The sequence below is a fragment of the Paenibacillus pasadenensis DSM 19293 genome, from assembly GCF_000422485.1.
In the GTDB taxonomy this organism is placed as follows: Bacteria; Bacillota; Bacilli; order Paenibacillales; family Paenibacillaceae; genus Paenibacillus_O; species Paenibacillus_O pasadenensis.
In genome coordinates this window covers 123,567-144,810 of sequence record NZ_AULW01000001.1, presented here as the reverse complement: position 1 = coordinate 144,810, position 21,244 = coordinate 123,567, and the positions used below count along the sequence as shown (strand labels likewise).

Below are 21,244 nucleotides of genomic sequence, written 5' to 3'. Positions count from 1 at the left end.
GCTTCTTCGTGTTTTTGTCTAGAAAAAAAGCTTGCGGACCGAGGAAGCTGTCCGCAAGCTTGGCAAGAAGGATCAGCGGGCCGACCAGGTGACCGCTTGGGAAAAGTCCGACTCTCCGGCCGCATTGACGGCCGTGATCCGGAACGTGCCGGTACTGATCGGAGCGACGTATTCGAAGCTCGTGCCGCCGGTCGAGCCGATGTTCTGGAAGCTGCCGTCGTTGCCGGCGCTGAAGTACACCTGATACGAGGTGACTCCTTCCGCGGCGCTGTTGCCGCTCCATTCGAGCTTGACGCCGGTGCCGGTGCCGGAAGCCTTGAGCCCGCTCGGACCGGACGGCTTCATCGCTGCAGGCTGCTGCTGCTCGTTGCCGGGCTGCTCCGTAGCTGGAGGAGCTTCGCCGTCTCCGGAGCCGTTGCCCGTGCCCGGGAAGCCCGGAAGGCCCGGCAGCGTGATCGAGCCGCCAGGGCTTACCGTCTGGCTGCGCTCGGACTCATGCCCCGCGACGTCGACCGCGGTGACGTAATACGTGCTGCCGAAGCCGCCGGAGCGGTCGACGAATGCTGTGGCGTCGCCGGCCAGGATGGAATCGCCGACCTTGGCGAAGTCGCCGCCCGACGAGCGGTAGAGGCGGTAGCCGACGACGTCGTTTTGCGGGCTCGCCGAGAAGGTGATGCGGTAGGCGCCGCTCAGCGACTCCAGCACGACATTGGACGGCGCGGACGGCGCCGCTCCGTCATCCTGCCGCGGATCGAGCCTCGACGGAGCCTCGCTCTCGGCGTCTTTAGGGATGAACGCGGAGATCGGCTTGCGGTATTCGGCCGGCATGACGGCCTGCGCCTTGTTGATCTCCTCGATCAGATCGCCGAGCGGCTTCTCGCGCCGGATCGTCGTCTTCGTGAACACGAAGTCGGCAGGCGTGCCGTCCTGGGCGATGTAGTTGACGCCGTTGTAGCGGATGAAGCTCATCGCGCCGAGCACGTCGTCGACTTTGACCGGAAGGTATTTTTTGTTGAACCAGTCGGTCGTGAGCAGGCCGCTCGAGCGGATCAGCGGACTCGGCAGCAGGCCGCTGACGCTCGATACGGTCGCCTTGACGAGCCCGCCCGGCTGCGGGAACGCGTCGGTCTTGAAGATGTCCGGACGGTCCTTGACCGTTTCGTTCATGATTTTGGACCAGAGCGTGCGCGCCCTGGACTGGGAGGCTTTGACGAGCGTATTTTTCTGCTCCTTGTAGCCGACCCAGACGCCAAGCGTGATGTCGGGGCTGAAGCCCATGAACCAGACGTCGCCGTAGCTTTGCGTCGAGCCGGTCTTGCCGGCGATCGGAATCTTGCCGTAGGCGTCGAAGCTGCTCGCTACGCTGTGGCCCGTGCCGCTCCGGTCGGCGATGACGGTGCGCAGCATGTCCGTCATGAGGAACGCCGTCTGCTCCGAGTATACCTGCTTCGGCGCCAGCTTGTGCTCATAGACGATATGGCCGGAGGCGTCGACAATCTTGCTGATGAGATACGGCTCGTTGTACTTGCCGCCGTTAGGAATCGTCGCGTACGCGTTTGTCAGCTCTTTGACGGAAACGCCTTTGCTCAGTCCGCCGATGACGCCGGTCTGGGCGTTGTCGTCCTCCGGCTGCAGCGTCGTGATGCCGAGCGAGCGGGAAAATTCCCACGCCTTCTCGATCGTCACCTTGTCGAGGAACAGCTTGAGCGCCGGGATGTTCAGCGAGCGGTTGAGCGCATCCCTCGCCGTGACGAGGCCGTTGAACTTCTTGTTGGCGTTCATCGGGATATGGTAGCCCTTCTGGCCGTCCTTGAGGATGATCGGCGAATCGTCCAGCACGCTTGCCGGCTGTACGAGCCCGGCTTCTAGCGCCGGCAGGTAGGCCGAGATGGGCTTCATCGTCGAGCCGGGCTGGCGGGTCATCTGGGTCGCGTAGTTCATCTGCTCGATGTTGAAGTCGCGCCCTTCCAGCATGCCGAGGATCGCTCCCGTATGATGGTCGATCATGATCGCGGCCGCCTGCTCCGGTCCTTTGGACTTGCTCGTCGGGCCGAAGTTGTCGGGATCGTTGCCGATCTCGCGCATGTTGTTGTAGATGACCTTGTCGATCGTCGTGTAGATGCGGTAGCCCGAGCGGAGCAGCTGCTCGCGCGCCGCCTGCACGATTTCGGCGTTCTCGCTTTTGGCGAGATCCGCTTTTTGGAGATTCGGGTTCTGCTTGAGGGCGATGAGCTCGGCCGCCTCCCGCTCCGTCTCGAGCATCAGGTACGGGAACGTGTTGTACGCCTTCTCGCGATGCGGCGCGAGCGAGCCCTTGATGTCGAAGGCGAGCGCCTCGTCGTACTCGGCCTGCGTGATGCGGCCGGTCTCCAGCATGCGGGAGAGGACGAACTTCTGGCGGGAGATCGCCCGGTTGAAGCCGGACTCGTTGAACTGGCCCTTGCCGTTGAACGCCGAGTAGGCGGACGGCAGCTGCGGCAGGCCGGCAAGATAGGCCGACTGCGCCAGATTGAGCTTGTTCAGGTCGGCGATGTTGAAGATGCCGATCGAGGCCGACTTGATGCCGTACAGGTTGTAGCCGGACGAGCCGTTGCCGAACGGCATCTTGTTGAGGTACGCGGCCAGGATCTGCTCCTTGGTCAGGTAGCGCTCCATCCGGATGGACAGCAGGATCTCCTTGAACTTGCGGCTGTCCGTGCGGTCGAGGCTGAGAAAGACGCGGCGGGCGACCTGCTGGGTCAGCGTGCTGCCCCCGGTCTGCCGGTCCTCGTTCAGCAGCTTTTCCTTGACCGCTCTGCCGAGGCCTTTGTAGTCGACTCCGATATGATTATAAAAATTGCTGTCTTCGGTCGAAAGCAGGGCGTCGATGACGGACTGCGGGATGTTCGACAGGTCGACGAGCCGGCGATCCTCGTCGGTCCTCAGTTGGCCGACCGGCGTCGTGCCGTCGTTGAAGTAGACGAAGCCGGTCAAGGCGTTTTCGTTGACCTTGGCTTCGAGCTCGCTGCCCGGCCGCACCGGATCGTCCTTGACGAGCGCGGCGACATAGCCGGTGGCGATGCCTCCCGCGAACAAGGCGCCCGTGATGCCGAATATAACGAGCCATTTGACCGTTATCCAGACGACAAGGCCGAAGGTCCTCCAGCCGCTGCGCGGCTTGCGGAGCTGTTCCTGGTCTTGAGCCATATGTACGTATCCTCCTCCAAATGAACAGAGCTATTATATCACATGCTTCCTGAATCGGCACGGCCGGACAGCGTTCGCTGCGATTCGCCGCCTGCCGTCTGCTGTCGGAAAATGCTGCGGGTTGACAGCCGCGCCAGGGGCATGATATAACTTGCAGCAACAAACCGCATCCCGGCCCGGTCCGCGGAAGCGCATAGCGTGAACGGCATGGATGGGCCTCCAGTAGCCGGACGTCGAAGCGGATCAGAGAGCCGGTGGGTGGTGCGAACCGGTGCGCAGCGTCTTGGCGAATTACCGCCCGGAGCCGGCTGGACGAGGCTGAGCGATCGGCATGTAGTCCGGTCCCGGAAGCAGTCTTCCGTTATCTTCAACGAAGTGGGGGCAGTTTTGGCTTTTCCGAATGGAGAAGCCGCCGCTCCAACAAGGGTGGTACCGCGAGCTGATCCTTCTCGTCCCTTCGGACAAGAAGGATCTTTTTGCATTTCATTTAAGAAAGGGGACCCCCATCATGAGCGTTGAGGAGCAGAAGGAGCAGGAGAAGAAGCGCTTGTCGGAGGCGCAGCAGGAGGAGGTCAGGCGCCAGCTGGACATTCTCGCCCGTGGAGCGGCGGAGATCGTCCCGGCGGACGGGCTGCGGGAGAAGCTGGAGCAGTCGGTGCTCGAGGGCAGGCCGCTCAACGTGAAGCTCGGCCTCGACCCGTCGGCGCCGGACATCCATATCGGCCATACGGTCGTGCTGCAGAAGCTGCGCCAGTTCCAGAGCCTGGGCCATCAGGTCCAGCTCATTATCGGCGACTTTACCGGCCGCATCGGCGATCCGACGGGCAAGTCGGAGACGCGCAAGCCGCTGTCGGAGGCGGACGTGCGGCGCAACGCGCAGACGTACCAGGATCAGATGTTCCAGGTTCTCGATCCTGAGCGGACCAAGCTGTACTACAATTCCGAATGGCTGTCTCCGCTCCAGTTCGGCGACATTCTGGGGCTGGCGGCCAAGTCGACGGTCGCGCGCATGCTGGAGCGGGACGACTTCACCAAGCGGCATCGGGCGGGCCAGCCGATCGGCATCCATGAGTTCTTCTACCCGCTGATGCAGGGCTACGATTCCGTCGCGCTCGATACGGACGTCGAGCTTGGCGGCACCGACCAGACGTTCAACCTGCTCATGGGACGCCAGCTGCAAAAAGAGTACGGCAAGCGCCGCCAGATCGCGATCACGATGCCGATCCTCGAAGGCCTCGACGGCGTGCAGAAGATGAGCAAGAGCCTCGGCAACTACATCGGCATCTCCGACGAGCCTTCCGACATGTTCGGCAAGGCGATGAGCATCCCCGACGAGCTGATGGCGAAATACTTCCTGCTGGCGACCGATCTGGACGAAGCCGAGCAGGCCGGAATCCGCGACGGATTGGAGAGCGGAGCTCTCCATCCGATGGAAGCGAAGCAGCGCCTCGCCTGGACGCTCGTCCGCCAGTACCACGGCGCCGCAGCGGCCGACGCAGCGGCCGAGCGGTTCCGCGAGGTATTCCAGCAGCGGGAGCTCCCGGAGGAGATCGAGGAAGCGTTTCTGCCCGCAGCGGAGCTGGAGGACGGAGCGATCCGGCTGTCCCGGCTGCTGACCGTCCTCGGACTGTCCGAATCCGGCAGCGAGGCGCGCCGGAGCGTGCAGCAAGGCGCTGTCCGGATCAACGGAGAGCGGCTGGACGATGCGTCCGCGGAGCTGCGTCCCCGGGATGGGGATGTCGTTCAGGTCGGACGCCGGAGGATGGCGCGGATCCGCTTCGATAAAAGTTGACCGGTCATTTGTCAAAGTAGTGAAACATTTCCTTGAATCGGGCGTATAGAAGACCAGGCGGTTACAATCGCTTCCAATAATGGGGGGTGAGTGAAATGGAGACGCTATATTTATCCTGCTTGGCTTTCGGCGTGCTGTTCGCGCTCGTCAGCGTCGTGCTTGGCGATCTGCTCGGCTCGGCGCTTGACGGAGCGCTGGATTTCCTCTCGGCGGATGCCGGCGGCATTTTCCAGCCGGCGGCGCTGGCGGGCGGGATCACCGCGTTCGGCGGGGCCGGCCTCATGCTGGAGAAGTACACCGAGCTTGGCGCGGGAGCGACGGCGAGCCTGTCGGTTCTGCTCGCGATCGCCGGCTCCGTGGCGATGTTCTTCCTTTATGTGAAGCCGATGAGGAACAGTGAGGTGTCGTCGGGCTACTCGGTCCGGGAGCTGGGCGGGATGATCGGCGAGGTCATCACTCCGATCCCCGCCCATGGATGCGGCGAGGTGCTGATCCGGATCGGCGCAGGCGTTACGAACCATACGGCGGAGAGCTTTGAGAGCCGGGACATTCCGTCCGGCAGCCGTGTCGTCGTCGTCGAGGTGAAGCCGGACGCGCTTTCGGTCGCCATGATGAATGAGAGAGGAGACCTGTAATGCCAGAATTTCTCGTAATTCCTTCGATTGTCGTCGGCGTCATCGTCTTGCTGGGCCTCGCTTTCTGGGCTCGCTACAAGACGGCGAGCCCGGACGAGGCGATGGTCGTCACCGGTTCTTTCCTCGGCGCGAGCAATGTCGCGTCGGATGATTCCGGCCGGAGCATCAAGATCGTCCGCGGCGGGGGCGCGTTCATCCTGCCGGTGTTCCAGCGGGTGGAGTTCCTGTCGCTGCTGTCGATGAAGCTCGACGTCTCCACGCCGGAGGTGTACACGGAGCAGGGCGTGCCGGTCATGGCCGACGGCGTCGCCATCATCAAGATCGGCGGCTCGATCGAGGATGTCGCGACGGCGGCCGAGCAGTTCATGGGCAAGCCGGTCGAGGCGCTCAAGAGCGAGGCTCAGGAAGTGCTGGAGGGCCATCTGCGGGCGATCCTCGGCTCGATGACGGTCGAAGAAGTGTACCGCAACCGCGACAAGTTCGCGCAGGAGGTGCAGTCGGTCGCGGCGAAGGATTTGAAAAAGATGGGGCTGCAGATCGTCTCGTTCACGATCAAGGATCTGCGCGACAAGCACGGCTATCTGGACGCTCTCGGCAAGCCGCGCATCGCCGCCGTCAAGCGGGATGCGGAAATCGCCGAGGCTCAGGCGCTCCGTGACTCGCGGATTCAGAAGGCGGCGGCGGAGGAAGAAGGCCAGAAGGCCGAGCTGCTGCGCGACACGAACATCGCCGAGGCGTCCAAGCAGAACCAGCTGAAGGTGGCCGAGTTCAAGAAGGAGCAGGATACGGCCAAGGCAGAGGCGGATCAGGCGTATACGATCCAGGAAGCCCGCATCAAGCAGCAGGTCGTCGAGGAGCAGATGAAGGTCGAGCTGGTCCGCAAGGAGCGCGAGATCGATCTGGAGACGAAGGAGATCCTGCGCCGCGAGAAGCAGTACGACTCCGAGGTCAAGAAAAAGGCCGACGCCGACCGGTATGCCGTCGTGCAGGCCGCCGAGGCGGAGAAGGAGCGGCAGTACCGCGCTGCCGATGCGCTCAAATATCGCATCGAGGCGGAAGCTCACGCGATGGCCGAGCAGAAGCGGCTCGAGGGCCAGGCGCAAGCCGACGCCGAGCGCGCCAAAGGTACGGCGGAAGCCGAAGTCATCCGGCTGCGCGGTCTCGCCGAAGCCGAGGCGAAGGAAAAGCTCGCCCTGGCGTTCGAGAAGTTCGGCGAGGCAGCCGTCCTCGACATCATCGTCAAGATGCTGCCGGAGCTGGCTGCGAACGTCGCGGAGCCGATCAAGTCGATCGACAAGCTGACGGTCGTCGATACCGGCAACGGCGCCGGAGCGGCGCGCCTCTCCAACTACGTGACCGACCTGATGGCGACCGCTCCCGAGATGCTCAAGAGCGTCGCCGGCATCGACGTCAACGAGCTGATGCGCAGCCTGACGTCCCGATCGGCGTCGCCGGCAGCTGCGGCGTCGCTTCCGAAGGCCGAGCCGGCGCTGCCCGCCGCGGCTGCGCTGAGCGCGGCCGCAGCCGAGGCGCCGAGCAAGTCCTGATCCTCCGCATTCATGCTGGAATGCGAGCCGTTTCCGCCCTAGCGGCGGGAACGGCTTTTTTCGTCTAGCAAGGAGCGCGCAAAAAAGCCTCGCGGCATATGCCGCGAGGCTTTTGAGGCTGCTGATCCGAAGTCGGATTAACGGCTGTAGAACTCGACGATTTGCTTTTCGTCGATGTCGGAGCTCAGCTCGCCGCGCTCTGGCAGGCGGATGTACTTGCCTTCGAGAGCTTGCTCGTTGAATTCCAGGTACGCCGGCAGGTGATGGCGGCCTTCCATAGCTTCTTTGACCAGCTTGAGGGAACGGCTGCGCTCACGCAGGCCGATCACATCGCCAGGCTGGACTTGGTAGGAAGCGATGTCGACCTTCTTGCCGTTCACCGTCACGTGGCCATGCGCTACGAGCTGGCGAGCGCCTGCACGGGAGTTGGCGAAAGCAAGACGGTACACGAGGTTGTCCAGGCGGCTCTCAAGCAGGAACATGAAGTTCTCGCCGGAGATACCTTTGATTTTCGAAGCTTTGTCGAACAGGTTGCGGAATTGCTTTTCGTTCACGCCGTACATGTGGCGCAGCTTTTGCTTTTCCGCGAGCTGGAGGCCGTAGCCGCTCACTTTTTTGCGCTGGCTCGCTTGGCCGTGCTGACCCGGAGGGAAAGCGCGCTTCGCGAGTTCTTTGCCGGTGCCGCTCAGGGAGATGCCGAGGCGGCGGCTGAGTTTAAACTTGGGACCTGTATAACGTGACATATTGGGTGTAGCTCCTTCTTCAAATGGAATGTTTGAAAAGGGTCCAACGTTTCGCCGAATGCTGCATGAACATGGACGAGCCATGACCTGAAGGGGAAGTTCAGCCGCTGCCCCCGCAGCTGCAGCACCCATGAGGGTGTCACAAAACCTTTGGCCTATATTCAACAACTAATTTTAAAGGATTCATGCTCGACATGTCAAGGGAATCGCCGCTTCTGCATAAGGGAAGGGCAAGCGAGGGAAAATCCTACGGAACGCAGGAATGAGAGGAGTGCTTTTGATGACCTTCCGCATCCCCATAAAGCGAATTCATACGCTGCTGGCGCTGCTCGCCGCGGCGTCGCTGCTCGCCGGCTGCGCGGCAACGTCCGCGGAGCGCTCGCCGCGGGAGCTGCTGCGCCTCGCCGTATCGGGGCTGTCCGTCCCGGAAAGCTATCGCTTCGCGTTGATCGAGACCGATCCGTCCGGTGCCGGAGCGGCGCGGCAGGAGGAGTGGAAGGGCGAAGTGCGCCGGCATGACGGACTTCGCCTGTTGACCAGCGGAGCGGGAGCGGCGGTCCGGATCGACGGGAGCGACCGGTACGGCGAGGACAGCTACAACCCTTCGGCGCTGCTGGAGGGGCTGCTGGATGGAGCGGCGAGCGTCCGGCTGGACGAGGCCCGCTCGGACGGAGGAGAGGCAGTGCTGCTCATCAAGCCTAGTGCGAGCTTCGCGTCGGGCCTCTGGAGCAAGCGGCTGCGCTCGCAGGCCGAGCCAAGCTCCGCGGCCCGTCCGCTGCAGGCGGCCGACATGCGCTGCGAGCTTGTCGTGGATCGGCATCGGCTCGTGCCGGTGGAGCTGACGGAGCGGTCCAGGCTGGTTTTTGCCGACGGCGGAAAGCGGGTCGAGGAGGAGCGGTCGCTGCGGTTCCGCTTCGAGACGGAACCGTGATGCGATGACGCGGAGCCGTGCAGAAGCAGGAACGCTCGTGATAGGATGGGAACGGAATTCATCTATTCGAGGAGGTATGCAGCCATGCGCGATCCGCGCCTGCAAACATTAGCCGCCAATCTGGTCCGCCACTCCGTGCGCGTCCAGCCTGGCGAGAACATCCTGATCGACATGATCGGCCCGGAGCGGGAACTGGCCAAATGCCTCGTGGAAGAAGTGGCCCGCGCCGGCGGCCGTCCGTTCGTCGAGACGAGCGACCGTTCCGTGCTGCGCTCGATGCTGCTGCACGCGACGCCGGAGCAGATCGGGCTGTGGTCGAAGCTCGACCAGGAGCGCATGAAGCAGATGCAAGGGTACATAGGGATCCGATCGGGTGAAAACGTCAACGAGCTGTCGGACGTGCCGGAGGACAAGATGAAGCTGTACCAGCAGCTCTACTCCCATCCGGTGCACTCTGAGATCCGCGTCAAGAAGACGAAGTGGGTCGTGCTGCGCTATCCGAACGCCTCGATGTCCCAGCTCGCCAAAATGAGCACCGAGGCGTTCGAGGACTTCTACTTCGACGTGTGCAACCTCGACTACAGCCGCATGGAGGAGGCGATGACGCCGCTCCAGCAGCTGATGGACCGCACGGACAAGGTCCGCATCGTCGGACCGGGCACGGACCTGAGCTTCTCGATCAAGGGCATCGGCTCCGTCAAATGCGCCGGCGAGCGCAATATTCCGGACGGAGAGCTGTACACGGCGCCGATCCGCGACTCCGTGCAGGGCACGATCACGTACAACACGTCGAGCGTCAACTCGGGCGTGACGTTCGACAACATCTCCTTCACGTTCGAGAACGGCCGCATCGTCAAGGCGACGAGCAGCGATACGGACCGGATCAACGAGATTCTCGACACGGACGAAGGAGCCCGCTACATCGGCGAGTTCAGCCTCGGCTTCAACCCGTACATCCTGCACCCGATGAACGATACGCTGTTCGACGAGAAGATCGCCGGCTCGCTGCACTTCACCCCGGGACAGGCTTACGAGGAAGCGGACAACGGCAACCGGTCCGCGGTCCACTGGGATCTCGTCCTGATCCAGCGTCCCGAGTACGGCGGCGGCGAGATCTATTTCGACGACGTGCTGATCCGCAAGGACGGGCTGTTCGTGCTGCCGGAGCTGGAAGGGCTCAATCCCGAGCGATTGAAATAAGCGGATTCCGCAGATGGGCTTCCGGGTAAAAATATCCTGTTCATCTTGAACGGGGGAGCGTTTCGGAGTATGATGGAGGAAACGTTTTCTTAAGTTTTTTAACAGGGAGGAATACCCATGTCCAACAATGCGGCTATCGTAGAAATTTCCCAAGTTGCCAGCCGGTTCCGCTCGTCGATCGTGCTTCAAGCCGAAAACAAGTACATCGACGTGAAGAGCATCCTCGGCCTGTTCACGACGTTGGTGGGTACGCATTCCTACGAGCTTCACGTCCACGGGCCTGACGCCGACGAGGCGAAAAAGGCGCTTGCCGAAGTATTCGCCAAGCACAATCTCAACATTACGATCATCGGCGAATAGATGCCGGCGAAGGGCGACTCTACCCGTCATGCGGGCGGAGTCGCCTTCTTTGTTTGTCCTTGTGTATTCCCCCCGAATCGTCTACTATTAGAGATATTAGGCAAACCAATGACAACAACGGCGAGACATCCGCACAGGGGGGGAAACTATGTCTTCACCGGAAGTTCTGGTCCATCTGCATCAGAAGGCGGTTCTACTGCTGCAGGATGACGCAAACAAGATCGAGAAGCTCATCGAAGTGCAGATGGAAAATCTTGCGACCCGCAAATGTCCTCTGTACGAAGAGGTTCTGGATACCCAGATGTACGGTTTTTCCCGGGAAGTAGACTTTGCGGTGCGGGCTGGCCTGATCGAGGAATCGGCAGGGAAGGCCATCATCAGCAAGCTGGAGCGCAACTTGGCTCAATTGTACGAAGCGCTGGACCAAAAATCCCAGCTTCTATAGGATGGACCGAAGGCAAATGAAAAAGCGGCGCCGCGTCGACAGACAGCGGTGCCGCTTTTTTGCTTAGATGCGCTACACGAGGTAGAACGCGAAGCCGAGAATGATGTACACCATGACGAGCAGGAAGCCCTCGTACCAGTTCGTGCGTCCGTCGCTCGAAACCGCCTTGGCGATGAACACCGAGACGGCGATGGCGGCAAGCTCGATCGGCGTGAAGACAATGTCCATCGTCGGGCCGAAAAAGCCGCTGATGAGGACGAGCACCGGCGCCACGAACAGCGCGATCTGCAGGCTCGAGCCGACGGCGATCTCGACGGCGGCGCCCATCTTGTTTTTCATCGCGAGCATGATGGCCGCGCTGTGCTCGGCCGCGTTGCCGACGATCGCGACGACGAAGGCGCCGATGAACAGCTCGGACAGGCCGAAGCGCTCCGATACGCCGTGCAGCGTGCCGACGAGCCATTCGCTGACGAATGCGACCATGACGGTCGCGACGACGAGGTAGAGCACCGAGCGCTTGAGGGACCAGAGCGGCTTTTCCTCATGCGCGTCCGCTCCGGCCTCGGCCTTGTCCTCCATCTCGGACAGCATGTCCTTGTGGGTGACCATCGAGAACACGAGCCAGAGCAGGTAGCTGACGATCAGGATGATCGCGACCGTGATGCTCAGGATCTGGTCCTGGCGGAAGCTGAAATGCTCGGACGTGACGAACGTCGCCGGAATGAACAGGGCGACGACGGCCAGGATCATCAGCGTGGAGTTGTGGGTGGCGAGCTGCACGTTGTAGCGCTGCTCCTTGAACTTGAGGCCGCCCAGCAGGATGCTGAGGCCGAGCACGAGCAGCAGGTTGCCGATGATCGAGCCGGTCAGGCTGGCCTTGACCGTCTCGAACGAGCCGGCTTTCACGAGGAAGATGGCGATGATCAGCTCCGCCGCGTTGCCGAACGTGGCGTTGAGGAAGCCTCCGAGCCGCTGGCCGGCGTAATGGGCGACCGATTCCGTCGCCTGGCCGAGAAAGCCGGCGACGAAGATGACCGAGATCGCCGATACGGCGAACTGGAGCATCTCGTTCCAGTGGAGATAATGGGCGAGTCCGCTCACGACGAACGTGAGGATGAGCCCGGCGAAGAACAGCTGGCGACGCTTGGCCATAATGCACCTCTTTGGCAAGGATGAGCCGGGTCGGGACCCGGCAAAATATGTATCTTACTATACCCAATTCAAGGACTAAAGTAAACGGAGGCGAGCGGCTTCCGGACTGTCTTGCATTTCCGAGAGCGCATCCTTTACAATGGATGAAAGTGGAGTCAAACGAAGGGGTGGAGCGTCGTGGCGGAAGATCTTGAAACAGGAATGATTCGGATTTCAGATGACGTAGTCGCAACGATCGCAGGACTCGCCGCGCTCGAGACGCCGGGGATCGCCGCCATGTCGGGCGGCATCTCCGAAGGGCTGGCCAAGCGGCTGAGCGGAAAGAACGCCCAGAAGGGCGTGACGGTCGAGGTCGGACAGCTGGAGGCTGCGATCGACCTGCGCGTCATCGTGCAGTATGGGATTCCGATCCAGGAAGTATGCCGGCAGCTGCAGCTCGGCGTACGGGAGGCGGTCGAGAACATGACCGGCCTTCATGTCGTCGAGGTGAACGTCAAGGTCGACGGCGTCATGTTCAAGGAAGAGACGGCGGAGGAGCCGGCTTCCGGCGCCAGCCGTGCGATCAAATAGCTTCGCCTTTGCTTGTCCCGCTCGAGCGGGACAGGCTTTTTTTTGATCCGACGGCGTGGCCGCTCGCAGGCGAGGAGCGGAAGGCGGAGGGGAGACAGCGAAAAGAGCAGGCAAAAGCGCCTCTGCCGGTGATTCGGGCAGAGGCGCCGAGAAGGACGAAAGCGTTAGTTTTCGGACAGCATCGGCTGCTTCGCAGATCGAGGCCGCGCGTTCGGCGACGTCTGGATCGCCGGATCCCGATTGGCCTCGCGGGAGATGCTCAGCATGACGCCCATCGCGATGAGCGAGGCGAGCAGCGACGATCCGCCGTAGCTGATGAACGGCAGCGTGACGCCGGTCAGCGGGATCGCGCCGGTGACGCCGCCGATGTTGACGAACGCCTGGATGGCGAACAGCGAGACGATGCCGGCTCCGACGACGGTGCCGTAGATGTCCGGGCAGCGGAGCGCCACGATGATGCCGCGCCACAGGAACATCAGGAAGACGAGCAGGAACAGGCTGCTGCCCAGGAAGCCCAGCTCCTCGCCGATGATCGCGAAGATGAAGTCGTTGTAGGCGAAGGGCAGGTACTGGACCTTTTGCACGCTATGGCCGAGGCCGGCTCCGGTGAAGCCGCCATGTCCGAGCGCCATCAGCGAGCGGCTCACCTGCATGCCGGATTCGAGCGCGTGGGCGAGCGGATCGCGGTAGCTGGTGAACCGCTCCAGCCGATATGCCCAGCCGTCGCTGTCGACGAGGAAGCTGATCGCGATGACGATCGCGATGGCGATGGCGCCGAAAAACCCCGAGGCGACGAGCTGGCGCAGGTTGGCGCCTCCGGCGAAAATCATCATCATCGCGCAGGCGCAGATGACGAGGCAGGAGCCCATGTCGGGCTGCAGCATGATCATGCCGCAGACGACGGCGACGATGACGATGACCGGCACGAGGCCGCGCTTGAAGCTGCGGAACCGCTCGCCCTTTTTGGCGATGAGCGAGCCGAGATAAAGGATGAGGGCGATCTTGGCGAACTCGGTCGGCTGGATGGTGAAGCCGAACAGGTTGATCCAGCTTCTCGCCCCGTTGATCTCATCCGCCACGAAGGGCACGAGGAGCAGCATGAGCATGGCCGGAATGAAAAAAAGGATGAAGCCCTTCTTGAAGAACTGATAGCGGAAGTTCATCAAAAGGAGCATCAATCCCGTGCCGAGACCGGCGAATAGAAGCTGTTTCTTGAAAAAGTGCAGCGGATCGTATCCGTACCGCCTGTCCACCTCTGCGATGCTGGCGCTGGCGCTGAAAACCATGACGAGGCCGAAGCCGACCAGCGCCAGCGTCAGGATGAGAAGCAGGAAGTCCGGTCGGCCGCGGCGGCTTTCCGGGTTTGCTTTCATTTCATACCATCACCTTATTCGGCCAGCTTTTGCTTCAGCTCGGCCAGCTTTTGCTTGGCGGCGCTCAGGATCGGCTGCGGTACGGCAGATTCATATTCCATTCCGTGGGGGAAGGTGGCGCGGCCGATGTAGACATGCTCGATCGCAAGCACGGCGGCCGGGTTTTCCAGCTTGCCTTCGACGGCGCGGGTATTCAAGCGCAGGAAGTACTCGAAGTCCGTGCTGCGGTCGACGAACTTAAGGTCGTATGTAGCCCGGTAATATTCCCACTGCCAGCGGACGAATCCGAGACTTTCCGCGCTCTCGTCCAGGTGAGCCAGATCGCTCTTCATTCCGTCAAGGCCGGTGTTTTCAATAATCATGAATATCCTCCTCAGCAGCTTGGCAAAGACTGTATGCACGTTCATCATTCATATTAGTATGTTTCAAAGTCGAGCGCAAGGGCGCGGCTTTTTTTGAAACGGCGCTCTATCTCCCCCGGCCGGCCTTCTGGTACACTAGTCCGTGAGAGCAAGGAGGAGATGGGAATGGACAACCAAAGACGTCTGGAGGCGGAGCGGACGCTGGAGCGGCTCATGCCGCGGATGGTGGAGCATCGGCGCCATCTTCACCGCCATCCGGAGCTGAGCTTCCAGGAGGCGCGGACATCGTCCTGGATCGCGGAGCGGCTGGCCGACATCGGCTGCGGCAGCGTGCGGACCGCCGTCGGCGGCTTCGGCATCGTCGCGGAGTGGACGGGTCTCGAGCCAGGTCCTACGGTCGCGCTGCGGGCCGACATGGACGCGCTGCCGATCGAGGAGGAGACGGGAGCGGACTACGCCTCGACCGTGCCGGGCGTCATGCACGCTTGCGGCCATGACGCGCACACGGCCGGCCTGCTCGGCGTCGCGGCCTACTACGAGTCGCTGCAGGGCGCCTTCAAGGGGACGCGGCGCCTGCTGTTCCAGCCGGCGGAGGAGCTGACGCCGGGCGGAGCGAAGCCGATGATCGAGGCCGGCGCGCTGAGCGGAGTCGACGCCATCTACGGCGTGCATCTGTGGAGCCCGCTGCCGGCGGGCCGGGTCGAGACGAGAGCCGGCGCGTTCATGGCCGGAGTGGACGAGTTCACGATCGACATCGTCGGTCGCGGCGGCCACGGCGGCATGCCGCAGCATACGGCGGACGCGATCGTCGCCGGCGCGGCGCTCGTGACGGCGCTGCAGACGATCGTCAGCCGCAACGTCAGTCCGCTCGAGACGGCGGTCGTGACGATCGGCTCGTTCCAGGCCGGAGAAGCGAGCAACATCATCGCCGGCCACTGCCGGCTCAAAGGGACGGTGCGTACGTTCGACCTCGGCGTGCGCGATCAGATCCGCGCCCGCATCCGGGAGCTGACGCGCAGCGTCTGCGCCGGCTACGGCACCGAGGGGCGGCTCGACTACCGCGAAGGCTATCCGCCGGTCATCAACGACGAGGCGGAAGCCGCGCGCTGCCTGCGGACGGCGGCGATGCTGTTCGGCGAGGACGCCGCGGGCCTGTCGGAGCTCATTACGGCGGGCGAGGATTTCGCCTACTATCTCGAGCGGATTCCCGGCTGCTTCGTCTTCGTCGGAGCCGGCAATCCGGAGCTTGGCGCCGTCTACCCGCATCATCATCCGCGCTTCGACATCGACGAGAGCTCGATGAAGCAGGCCGCCTTGCTGCTCATCGGCTGCGCGGAGTCGTTCGCAGACGCGAACGGCTGACTTTTTCGCGGCGCCTGGCGCCGCAGCGCCGTACGGCGGCCCTCGGCCCTTTTTTCTGCCTGCACAGGCGGGGAGAAGGGCTTTTTGGCGCGCCGCGGCGGAGGGAGGGGCGCACAGAGGGCATAAAATCAGGCTTCGCTGCCCCATACTGTCAAAAACAGGATTGGGGAAAGGAGCCCTGGCGATGCTGAAACGAAGCAGCGGCCCATTGGTCGTGCAGGCGGACGGCACGGTGCTGCTGGACGAGTCGCATCCGGCAGCGGAGGAGGCGAGGGAAGCGCTCGGACGGTTCGCCGAGCTCGTCAAACGGCCGGGCACGCTTCATCACTATCGAATCGGGCCGCTTCCGGTCTGGAATGCGGCTTCGCAAGGAATGACGGCGGAGCAGATGCTGGAGCCGCTGCGGCGTCATGCCCGCTACCCGGTGCCGGCCGCTTTGGCGGAGCAGATCCGGCAGTGGGTCGGGCGCTGCGGCGGACTCGAGCTGCGGAGCGGCCGGGAGGGAGCTCTGCTGCTCGTCGGGGAGCAGGCGCTCCTGGAGGAGCTGCCGGAGCCGTTTTTTCAATCGCATGCGGCCCGGCGGACGGAGCAGGGATGGGAGCTGCCCGCCGACCGGCGCGGAGAGCTGAAGCGCGAGCTGCTGCGGCTCGGCTTGCCGGTGAAGGATCGGGCGGGCTACCGGGCAGGCGAGTCGCTTGACATCCGCCTGCGCGGCGAGCTGGCGGGCGGGCGGTCGTTCGAGCTGCGGGACTATCAGGCGGAGGCGGTGGACCGCTTTTGCCGCGAGGACGGAGCCGGCGGCAGCGGCGTCGTCGTGCTGCCGTGCGGAGCGGGCAAGACGGTCGTCGGCGCGGCGGCGCTCGCCCGGCTCGGCCAGGCGACGCTCGTGCTGACGTCGGGCTCGACCTCGGTTCGGCAGTGGAAAAGAGAGCTGCTGGAAAAAACGACGCTGCGGGAGAGCGACATCGGGGAATACACGGGCGATCTCAAGCAGATCCGCCCGGTCACCGTCGCCTCGTACCAGATCGTCGCCCATGGCAAGGGCGCGTCGGGAGCCCGGGCGGACGGAGGCCACTTCGACCTGTTCGGCAGCCGCGACTGGGGCCTGATCATCTATGATGAAGTCCATCTGCTGCCGGCGCCCGTCTTTCGTCTCACAGCGGAGCTGCAGGCGACGCGCCGGCTCGGCCTGACGGCGACGCTCGTGCGCGAGGACGGCCGGGCGGAGGACGTGTTCTCGCTCATCGGTCCGAAGCTGTACGAGCTGCCGTGGCGGACGCTGGAGCGCCAGGGCTGGATCGCGGGCGTGCGCTGCCGCGAGCTGCGCGTGCCGCTGTGCGACTCGATCGCCGAGCGATACGAGCGCGCGGACCGCAAGACGAAGCTGCGCCTGGCGAGCTCGAATCCGGCGAAGCTGGAGGCGGTGAACCGGGTGCTCGGCGCTCATCCGGACCGTCCCGCGCTCATCATCGGCCAGTATCTGGACCAGCTGCATGCCCTCGGCCAGGCGCTCGAGGCGCCGGTGCTGTGCGGCAGCACGCCGGCGCCGGAGCGCGAGGAGCTGTTCCGCCGCTTCAATGCCGGCGAGCTGCGGCGGCTCGTCGTCTCCCGCGTCGCGAACTTCGCGGTCGATCTGCCGGACGCCTCGCTCGCGGTGCAGGTGTCGGGGACGTTCGGCTCGCGCCAGGAGGAGGCGCAGCGCATCGGGCGCCTGCTCCGTCCGAAGGCGGACGGCATGCCGTCGCTGTTTTATACGGTTGTCAGCGCGGGCACCAAGGAGACGGAGTTCGCGCTCAAGCGGCAGCTGTTCATGGTGGAGCAGGGCTATGCGTACGAGACGATTGGACCGGAAACGGCGGAAAGGGGATGGAGCGGATGAGCGGCAGCAAGCCGTGGGAACGAAGCCGACCGGCCGTTCGTGCGGGCGGCGCGCCCGTCGAGAAGTCTGGCGGGGCGCTTCACGGCGCCGGAGCGGCGGCGGAAGCGCAGCCGTCTCCGTCCGCTGACGATGCGGGATGGAGCGCGCTTGCCGGCCTGACGGGCGCTCCTGCGGAGGGGGCGACCGGGCGCTCCGGCAGCGCCGCCGAGGAGCGCAGCCGGCCGGCTGCGCGGCTGCTGCGGCTGCTGCTTCGCCGCTACGGGCTTGCCGGAGCGGAGGAGGGGCGGCTGCTGGAGGCCGCTTGCGCCGAGCATGCATGGTCCAGCCTCGAAGCGGAGGCGGCGCTGGAGGCGCTTGCGCGATCCGGCGACGCCCAGGTGCGCGCCCGATTCTGGGGCGAGCGGATCGTGCATGTGCCCGAGGCGGACGCGCTCGCCCTGCTGCAGCGGGAGTTTCCCGCGCAGGCGGAGCCGCTGCCGCTGCAGCAAGGCGTGCGGGAGCTGCCGGGCGGCGCCAGCACGCGGCTGCTGTCGCGGGTGCTGCTCGGAGCGGCGGCGCAGCTGGCGCGCGACGGCTTCGCCGTCACCGCCAAGGGACGGCTGCACCGCAAGCTGTGCCGGAGCCTGGAGGAAGAGCTGCGGCTGCCGGAGGAAGGGCTGAGCCTGCTGCGGCTGCCGCCTGCCTGGACGCTGGAGTATGAGCCGCCGCTCGCGCTTGCGCTCGATCTGATGGCGGAGCATGGCTGGCTCTCCGCGAGCGGCGAAGGCTGGCTGCTGGACGGCGAGCGCCTGCGCGGCTGGCTCGAGCGGCCGATGCTGCAGCGCGAAAGCTCGCTGCTGCGCGCGCTGACCCGCCGGGCGCTGCGAAAGGGGCCGAGCGAGGCTGCCGCCGCTTCCGCCACGGCGGGGCTGGAGCCGGACCGCTGGTACCGGATCCGGGAGCTGGAACAGGCCGCGAGCGTCCGCGGCGAGCCGGAGGCGGCGCAGCGCTGCTTGCGCGCCTGGCTCGAGCTGCTGCGCTCTTGCGGCTGGGCGGAGCTCGCCGAGACGCATGATGGCGAGCCGGTCCTGCGGATGCAGCTTGCTTTTGACGGACAGGACGGGGAAACGGCGGATTGCGAGCCGCTGCTGGCGCAGCCGGGAGGCGAGCTGTGGGCGGCGAGCTGGTCGGACTACCGCGCAATCTGGCTGCTGGAGCTGGTCGCCGAGCGGGGGGAGCTGCGCGAGCTGACCTCTTACCGGCTGACGCCGCGCTCGCTGGCGAGGCTCGGCCAAGGCGGGGACGGAAGCGGGCTGGCGAGCCTGCTGGAGCAGGCCTGCGGCTGCCCGCTGCCGGCCGCAACGCTCGGCGCGATCCGGGAATGGACGGCGAGTAGCGAAGCGGTCGCTGCGGGCGGTGCGGAGCGCGTCCGCGCATTTGCCGCCGAGTCCGGCGAGGACAAGTTTTGGGCGGGCTGCATGGGCCTGCTGCCGCAGCCGGCCGCCACGCCCGCCGGGGCGGCCGCCGCGCGCGGCCAGCTGCGCCAGGCCTGCGCCCAGGCGGAGGATCCGTTCGGTCTCCAGCAGCTGCCGGCAGCCGAGCCTACGCGGCAAGGGCGGACCGAGCTGGAGCGGTCGCGCCCGGGACTGCCGGCCGCCTGGTGCGAGAAGCCGCGCCGCTATCACGCCTCGACCGCGCTGCAGCTGCTCGAGAGCGCGCTGCGGATCGGACTGCCGGTCGAGCTGTCGACCGCCGAAGGCCGGCACATTTTCGTGCCGGAGCGGGTCGAGCGCGAGCCGGGCGGCGGCTGGACGGCCGGCGGCAGATTCCGCGACAGCGGCGGTTGTCCCGCCGGGGCGGGCAAGCTGGATTCCGCGGACAAGGCGGCGCTGCGCCTGCTTCTCCCGCGCTGAGTCCCGTCCGCATCCTTTCGCCGGGATCAAGCTCCTGCGCAGCGGCCTGGCTGCGGGACAGGCCCGCCCTCGGCAGCCGGACGGCCGGGAAAGTCCGCCGGCGGCAGTATCCGATTCGCTCGCGGTTGTGCTATGATAAGCGATAAGCGGCTGCAGCTGCGGAAAGGAGTGATCGCGGATGATGCAGGATCTTTCCCTCGCGGAGCCTGCCCCGCTGGACATGGCGCCGCTCGTGCTGCGCGCCTACGAGCTCGGCGATTCGATCAATCAGTCGGCGCTTGTCGCCGAATATCTATATTGGAAGGACCGCGTGGAACAGGACCCGGAGGCGCTTCGGCTGAAGCGGGAATTCGCCAAGGCCAAGGAGCTGTTCGCCGAATGCGAGCGCTTCGGACGCTTCCACCCCGATTACCATGCGGCCAAGGACGCCGTCAAAAAAGTCGAGGCCGAGATGGCCGAGGTGGAGAGCATCCGCCGCTACAAGGAGACGGAGGCGGAGGTGGACGCGCTGCTCTACGACGTGTCGCTGCTCATCGCCGAATCGGTGTCGAGCGCGATCAAGGTGCCGAGCAACAACCCGCTGCCGACGGGCGGCTGCGGAAGCGGCGGCTCCTGCAGCTGCGGAAGCGGCGGCTGCGGCTAGGGCGTGTCTGCATGCCCCGAAGGAAGCAGATGTGACCGAATTTTTAAGGCCGGACCGACATTTACACAGGATCAGGACGGTGAATCCTAGCATGCTTTCGGAACAGAGAAAGGGACATATCGTCTGGGTGAGCGACGTCAAGGCCGCCCGCAGTTTGGAGAAATACGGCAACGTCCACTTCATTTCCCGCCGCCTCCACTATGCGGTCGTCTACGTGGACGCGGACCGCGAGGAAGAGACGCTTCGCAACCTGCAGCGGCTTCCTTACGTGAAGAAGATCGAGCGCTCGCTGCGCAGCGAGCTCAAGACGGAGTACACCAAGGAATCCGAGGACAAGACGCGCTTCTACAGCATGTAGCCTCCCGTTTGGCGCGGACGATCGGATGCGCGCCTTCAAGCCTTCGCTCCCGATTCGGGAGCGAAGGCTTTTTTGCTTGCCGAATCGTCTAGAGGAGGAGAGGCCTCGCTTGATAATCCAAAATGTGCCAATAATGGGGAGGACTTATTTTATATTTGAAAAAGGAAATAGTCATGGTAGAATAAGCCTAAACTATATATAGATATAAAGGCCTGCTTCCTCAGAAGGAGTGGACAAGGTGAAGGATCGAGTAACGGAGAGATGGAGCACCTACGAGACGTTCCACGTGCAGCTCGGCGACAAGCGCGTGGCGGACATCATCATTACGAACCATGCCCGCGACCGTTGGACGGATCGGGTGGAGAGCCAGAAGACCGGCTACGAGGATATCGCAGACTTCATCTGGCAGTGCCTCAAGCAGGGAAGGGTCGAGCCCTACTACCGCAAGGAAGAGGACGTGTATCTGATCGACGACGATCTCGTGTTCGTCGCGGAATTCACCGATTCCGAAAAGGATTTCGACCTCGCGGGCACGCCTCTGCACAAGATGATTGTCGTCACGTTCCTGGGCCGGATGTCGGAAACGATCGAATTGAGGGACTTGAAGTCCTATTATTCCTGGCTCAGGCATTCCAGGCGGATGACGCTGATAAAAAGCAGCCGGAAACGCAGATAAAAAGAATAATTTGACTAACCTCAGTCAAATATGGATTTCTTTGGATTAAAACAAGCCTTTCAGCCCCCGATGAAAAGGCTTGTTTTTGTTGGTTTAATCTTTTTCCTATGAAAATGCCCAAAGGCACGGTTTGCGGTA

19 protein-coding genes are annotated in these 21,244 nt (G+C 63.9%); 14 read left to right on the top strand and 5 right to left on the bottom strand.

Annotation, left to right across the window (positions count from 1 at the left end; genetic code table 11):
• Positions 1–72: 72 nt before the first annotated feature.
• The gene (locus H582_RS0100595; RefSeq protein ID WP_028596924.1) at positions 73–3,186 is read right to left on the bottom strand and encodes a transglycosylase domain-containing protein; all 3,114 of its coding nucleotides are present in this window, start codon (positions 3,184–3,186) and stop codon (positions 73–75) included.
• Positions 3,187–3,694: 508 nt separating this feature from the next.
• Between H582_RS0100595 and tyrS the strand changes: the two genes are divergently transcribed.
• The 3 genes from tyrS to H582_RS0100580 all read left to right on the top strand — a co-directional run bounded on the left by tyrS (position 3,695) and on the right by H582_RS0100580 (position 7,160).
• On the top strand, positions 3,695–4,978 hold the full coding sequence (gene tyrS / locus H582_RS0100590) for a tyrosine--tRNA ligase (protein WP_043110729.1): 1,284 nt from the start codon (positions 3,695–3,697) through the stop codon (positions 4,976–4,978).
• Positions 4,979–5,073: 95 nt separating this feature from the next.
• Positions 5,074–5,613 (top strand): NfeD family protein, encoded by a 540-nt coding sequence (locus H582_RS0100585; RefSeq protein WP_028596922.1) that lies wholly within the window; start codon positions 5,074–5,076, stop codon positions 5,611–5,613.
• The gene (locus tag H582_RS0100580) at positions 5,613–7,160 is read left to right on the top strand and encodes a flotillin family protein (RefSeq protein ID WP_028596921.1); all 1,548 of its coding nucleotides are present in this window, start codon (positions 5,613–5,615) and stop codon (positions 7,158–7,160) included. The genes H582_RS0100585 and H582_RS0100580 overlap by 1 nt, the downstream gene beginning before the upstream one ends.
• A gap of 137 nt (positions 7,161–7,297) precedes the next feature.
• Here the strand turns inward: H582_RS0100580 and rpsD are convergent, their stop codons facing one another.
• Positions 7,298–7,903: a 30S ribosomal protein S4 gene (rpsD, locus tag H582_RS0100575; protein ID WP_028596920.1), complete on the bottom strand. Its 606-nt coding sequence runs from the start codon at positions 7,901–7,903 to the stop codon at positions 7,298–7,300.
• Between the two features lie 280 nt (positions 7,904–8,183).
• On the opposite strand from rpsD, the gene H582_RS0100570 reads away from it, so the two are divergent.
• The 4 genes from H582_RS0100570 to H582_RS0100555 all read left to right on the top strand — a co-directional run bounded on the left by H582_RS0100570 (position 8,184) and on the right by H582_RS0100555 (position 10,839).
• The gene (locus H582_RS0100570; RefSeq protein WP_028596919.1) at positions 8,184–8,834 is read left to right on the top strand and encodes a hypothetical protein; all 651 of its coding nucleotides are present in this window, start codon (positions 8,184–8,186) and stop codon (positions 8,832–8,834) included.
• Between the two features lie 84 nt (positions 8,835–8,918).
• Positions 8,919–10,034 carry an aminopeptidase gene (locus H582_RS0100565; RefSeq protein WP_028596918.1) on the top strand — a complete coding sequence of 372 codons (1,116 nt, stop codon included), beginning with the start codon at positions 8,919–8,921 and terminating at the stop codon, positions 10,032–10,034.
• A 117-nt stretch (positions 10,035–10,151) separates the two neighbouring features.
• The gene (locus tag H582_RS0100560) at positions 10,152–10,394 is read left to right on the top strand and encodes an HPr family phosphocarrier protein (protein ID WP_028596917.1); all 243 of its coding nucleotides are present in this window, start codon (positions 10,152–10,154) and stop codon (positions 10,392–10,394) included.
• Between the two features lie 148 nt (positions 10,395–10,542).
• Positions 10,543–10,839 (top strand): Fpa/YlaN family protein, encoded by a 297-nt coding sequence (locus H582_RS0100555; RefSeq protein ID WP_028596916.1) that lies wholly within the window; start codon positions 10,543–10,545, stop codon positions 10,837–10,839.
• A gap of 72 nt (positions 10,840–10,911) precedes the next feature.
• On the opposite strand, the gene cax is transcribed toward H582_RS0100555, so the two are convergent.
• Positions 10,912–11,991, bottom strand: coding sequence for a calcium/proton exchanger (gene cax, locus H582_RS0100550; RefSeq protein WP_043110728.1), 1,080 nt, complete (start codon positions 11,989–11,991; stop codon positions 10,912–10,914).
• A gap of 201 nt (positions 11,992–12,192) precedes the next feature.
• On the opposite strand from cax, the gene H582_RS0100545 reads away from it, so the two are divergent.
• Entirely contained in the window at positions 12,193–12,561 is a 369-nt protein-coding gene (locus H582_RS0100545) for an Asp23/Gls24 family envelope stress response protein (RefSeq protein ID WP_043110727.1), read from the top strand.
• A gap of 164 nt (positions 12,562–12,725) precedes the next feature.
• Here the strand turns inward: H582_RS0100545 and ftsW are convergent, their stop codons facing one another.
• Together ftsW and H582_RS0100535 are read right to left on the bottom strand one after the other, a co-directional pair.
• Positions 12,726–13,934 carry a putative lipid II flippase FtsW gene (gene ftsW, locus H582_RS0100540; RefSeq protein WP_028596913.1) on the bottom strand — a complete coding sequence of 403 codons (1,209 nt, stop codon included), beginning with the start codon at positions 13,932–13,934 and terminating at the stop codon, positions 12,726–12,728.
• 14 nt (positions 13,935–13,948) lie between these two features.
• Entirely contained in the window at positions 13,949–14,296 is a 348-nt protein-coding gene (locus tag H582_RS0100535) for a YugN family protein (RefSeq protein WP_028596912.1), read from the bottom strand.
• 165 nt (positions 14,297–14,461) lie between these two features.
• Here H582_RS0100535 and H582_RS0100530 point away from each other — a divergent pair, with 165 nt between their 5' ends.
• The 6 genes from H582_RS0100530 (at position 14,462) to H582_RS0100505 (ending at position 21,106) form a co-directional block, all read left to right on the top strand.
• Positions 14,462–15,658 carry an amidohydrolase gene (locus H582_RS0100530; RefSeq protein WP_043110726.1) on the top strand — a complete coding sequence of 399 codons (1,197 nt, stop codon included), beginning with the start codon at positions 14,462–14,464 and terminating at the stop codon, positions 15,656–15,658.
• Positions 15,659–15,842: 184 nt separating this feature from the next.
• Positions 15,843–17,537: a DNA repair helicase XPB gene (locus tag H582_RS0100525; protein WP_028596910.1), complete on the top strand. Its 1,695-nt coding sequence runs from the start codon at positions 15,843–15,845 to the stop codon at positions 17,535–17,537.
• Positions 17,534–19,429: a hypothetical protein gene (locus H582_RS0100520; RefSeq protein WP_028596909.1), complete on the top strand. Its 1,896-nt coding sequence runs from the start codon at positions 17,534–17,536 to the stop codon at positions 19,427–19,429. The genes H582_RS0100525 and H582_RS0100520 overlap by 4 nt, the downstream gene beginning before the upstream one ends.
• Positions 19,430–19,610: 181 nt before the next feature.
• Positions 19,611–20,072: a YlbF/YmcA family competence regulator gene (locus H582_RS0100515; RefSeq protein ID WP_028596908.1), complete on the top strand. Its 462-nt coding sequence runs from the start codon at positions 19,611–19,613 to the stop codon at positions 20,070–20,072.
• 91 nt (positions 20,073–20,163) lie between these two features.
• Positions 20,164–20,430 (top strand): YlbG family protein, encoded by a 267-nt coding sequence (locus H582_RS0100510; RefSeq protein ID WP_028596907.1) that lies wholly within the window; start codon positions 20,164–20,166, stop codon positions 20,428–20,430.
• Positions 20,431–20,668: 238 nt separating this feature from the next.
• Positions 20,669–21,106: a hypothetical protein gene (locus H582_RS0100505; RefSeq protein ID WP_028596906.1), complete on the top strand. Its 438-nt coding sequence runs from the start codon at positions 20,669–20,671 to the stop codon at positions 21,104–21,106.
• Positions 21,107–21,244: the final 138 nt, after the last annotated feature.

What these genes read in the sequence shown, in the direction of transcription:
- H582_RS0100570 (WP_028596919.1), top strand. Translation starts at nt 8,184, where the DNA reads ATGACCTTCCGCATCCCCATAAAGCGAATTCATACGCTGCTGGCGCTG.
- rpsD (WP_028596920.1), bottom strand. Translation starts at nt 7,903, where the DNA reads ATGTCACGTTATACAGGTCCCAAGTTTAAACTCAGCCGCCGCCTCGGC.
- H582_RS0100510 (WP_028596907.1), top strand. Translation starts at nt 20,164, where the DNA reads ATGCTTTCGGAACAGAGAAAGGGACATATCGTCTGGGTGAGCGACGTC.
- H582_RS0100545 (WP_043110727.1), top strand. Translation starts at nt 12,193, where the DNA reads ATGATTCGGATTTCAGATGACGTAGTCGCAACGATCGCAGGACTCGCC.
- H582_RS0100525 (WP_028596910.1), top strand. Translation starts at nt 15,843, where the DNA reads ATGCTGAAACGAAGCAGCGGCCCATTGGTCGTGCAGGCGGACGGCACG.
- H582_RS0100565 (WP_028596918.1), top strand. Translation starts at nt 8,919, where the DNA reads ATGCGCGATCCGCGCCTGCAAACATTAGCCGCCAATCTGGTCCGCCAC.
- cax (WP_043110728.1), bottom strand. Translation starts at nt 11,991, where the DNA reads ATGGCCAAGCGTCGCCAGCTGTTCTTCGCCGGGCTCATCCTCACGTTC.
- H582_RS0100515 (WP_028596908.1), top strand. Translation starts at nt 19,611, where the DNA reads ATGCAGGATCTTTCCCTCGCGGAGCCTGCCCCGCTGGACATGGCGCCG.
- ftsW (WP_028596913.1), bottom strand. Translation starts at nt 13,934, where the DNA reads ATGAAAGCAAACCCGGAAAGCCGCCGCGGCCGACCGGACTTCCTGCTT.
- H582_RS0100555 (WP_028596916.1), top strand. Translation starts at nt 10,543, where the DNA reads ATGTCTTCACCGGAAGTTCTGGTCCATCTGCATCAGAAGGCGGTTCTA.
- H582_RS0100530 (WP_043110726.1), top strand. Translation starts at nt 14,462, where the DNA reads ATGGACAACCAAAGACGTCTGGAGGCGGAGCGGACGCTGGAGCGGCTC.
- H582_RS0100520 (WP_028596909.1), top strand. Translation starts at nt 17,534, where the DNA reads ATGAGCGGCAGCAAGCCGTGGGAACGAAGCCGACCGGCCGTTCGTGCG.
- tyrS (WP_043110729.1), top strand. Translation starts at nt 3,695, where the DNA reads ATGAGCGTTGAGGAGCAGAAGGAGCAGGAGAAGAAGCGCTTGTCGGAG.
- H582_RS0100535 (WP_028596912.1), bottom strand. Translation starts at nt 14,296, where the DNA reads ATGATTATTGAAAACACCGGCCTTGACGGAATGAAGAGCGATCTGGCT.
- H582_RS0100595 (WP_028596924.1), bottom strand. Translation starts at nt 3,186, where the DNA reads ATGGCTCAAGACCAGGAACAGCTCCGCAAGCCGCGCAGCGGCTGGAGG.
- H582_RS0100560 (WP_028596917.1), top strand. Translation starts at nt 10,152, where the DNA reads ATGTCCAACAATGCGGCTATCGTAGAAATTTCCCAAGTTGCCAGCCGG.
- H582_RS0100580 (WP_028596921.1), top strand. Translation starts at nt 5,613, where the DNA reads ATGCCAGAATTTCTCGTAATTCCTTCGATTGTCGTCGGCGTCATCGTC.
- H582_RS0100585 (WP_028596922.1), top strand. Translation starts at nt 5,074, where the DNA reads ATGGAGACGCTATATTTATCCTGCTTGGCTTTCGGCGTGCTGTTCGCG.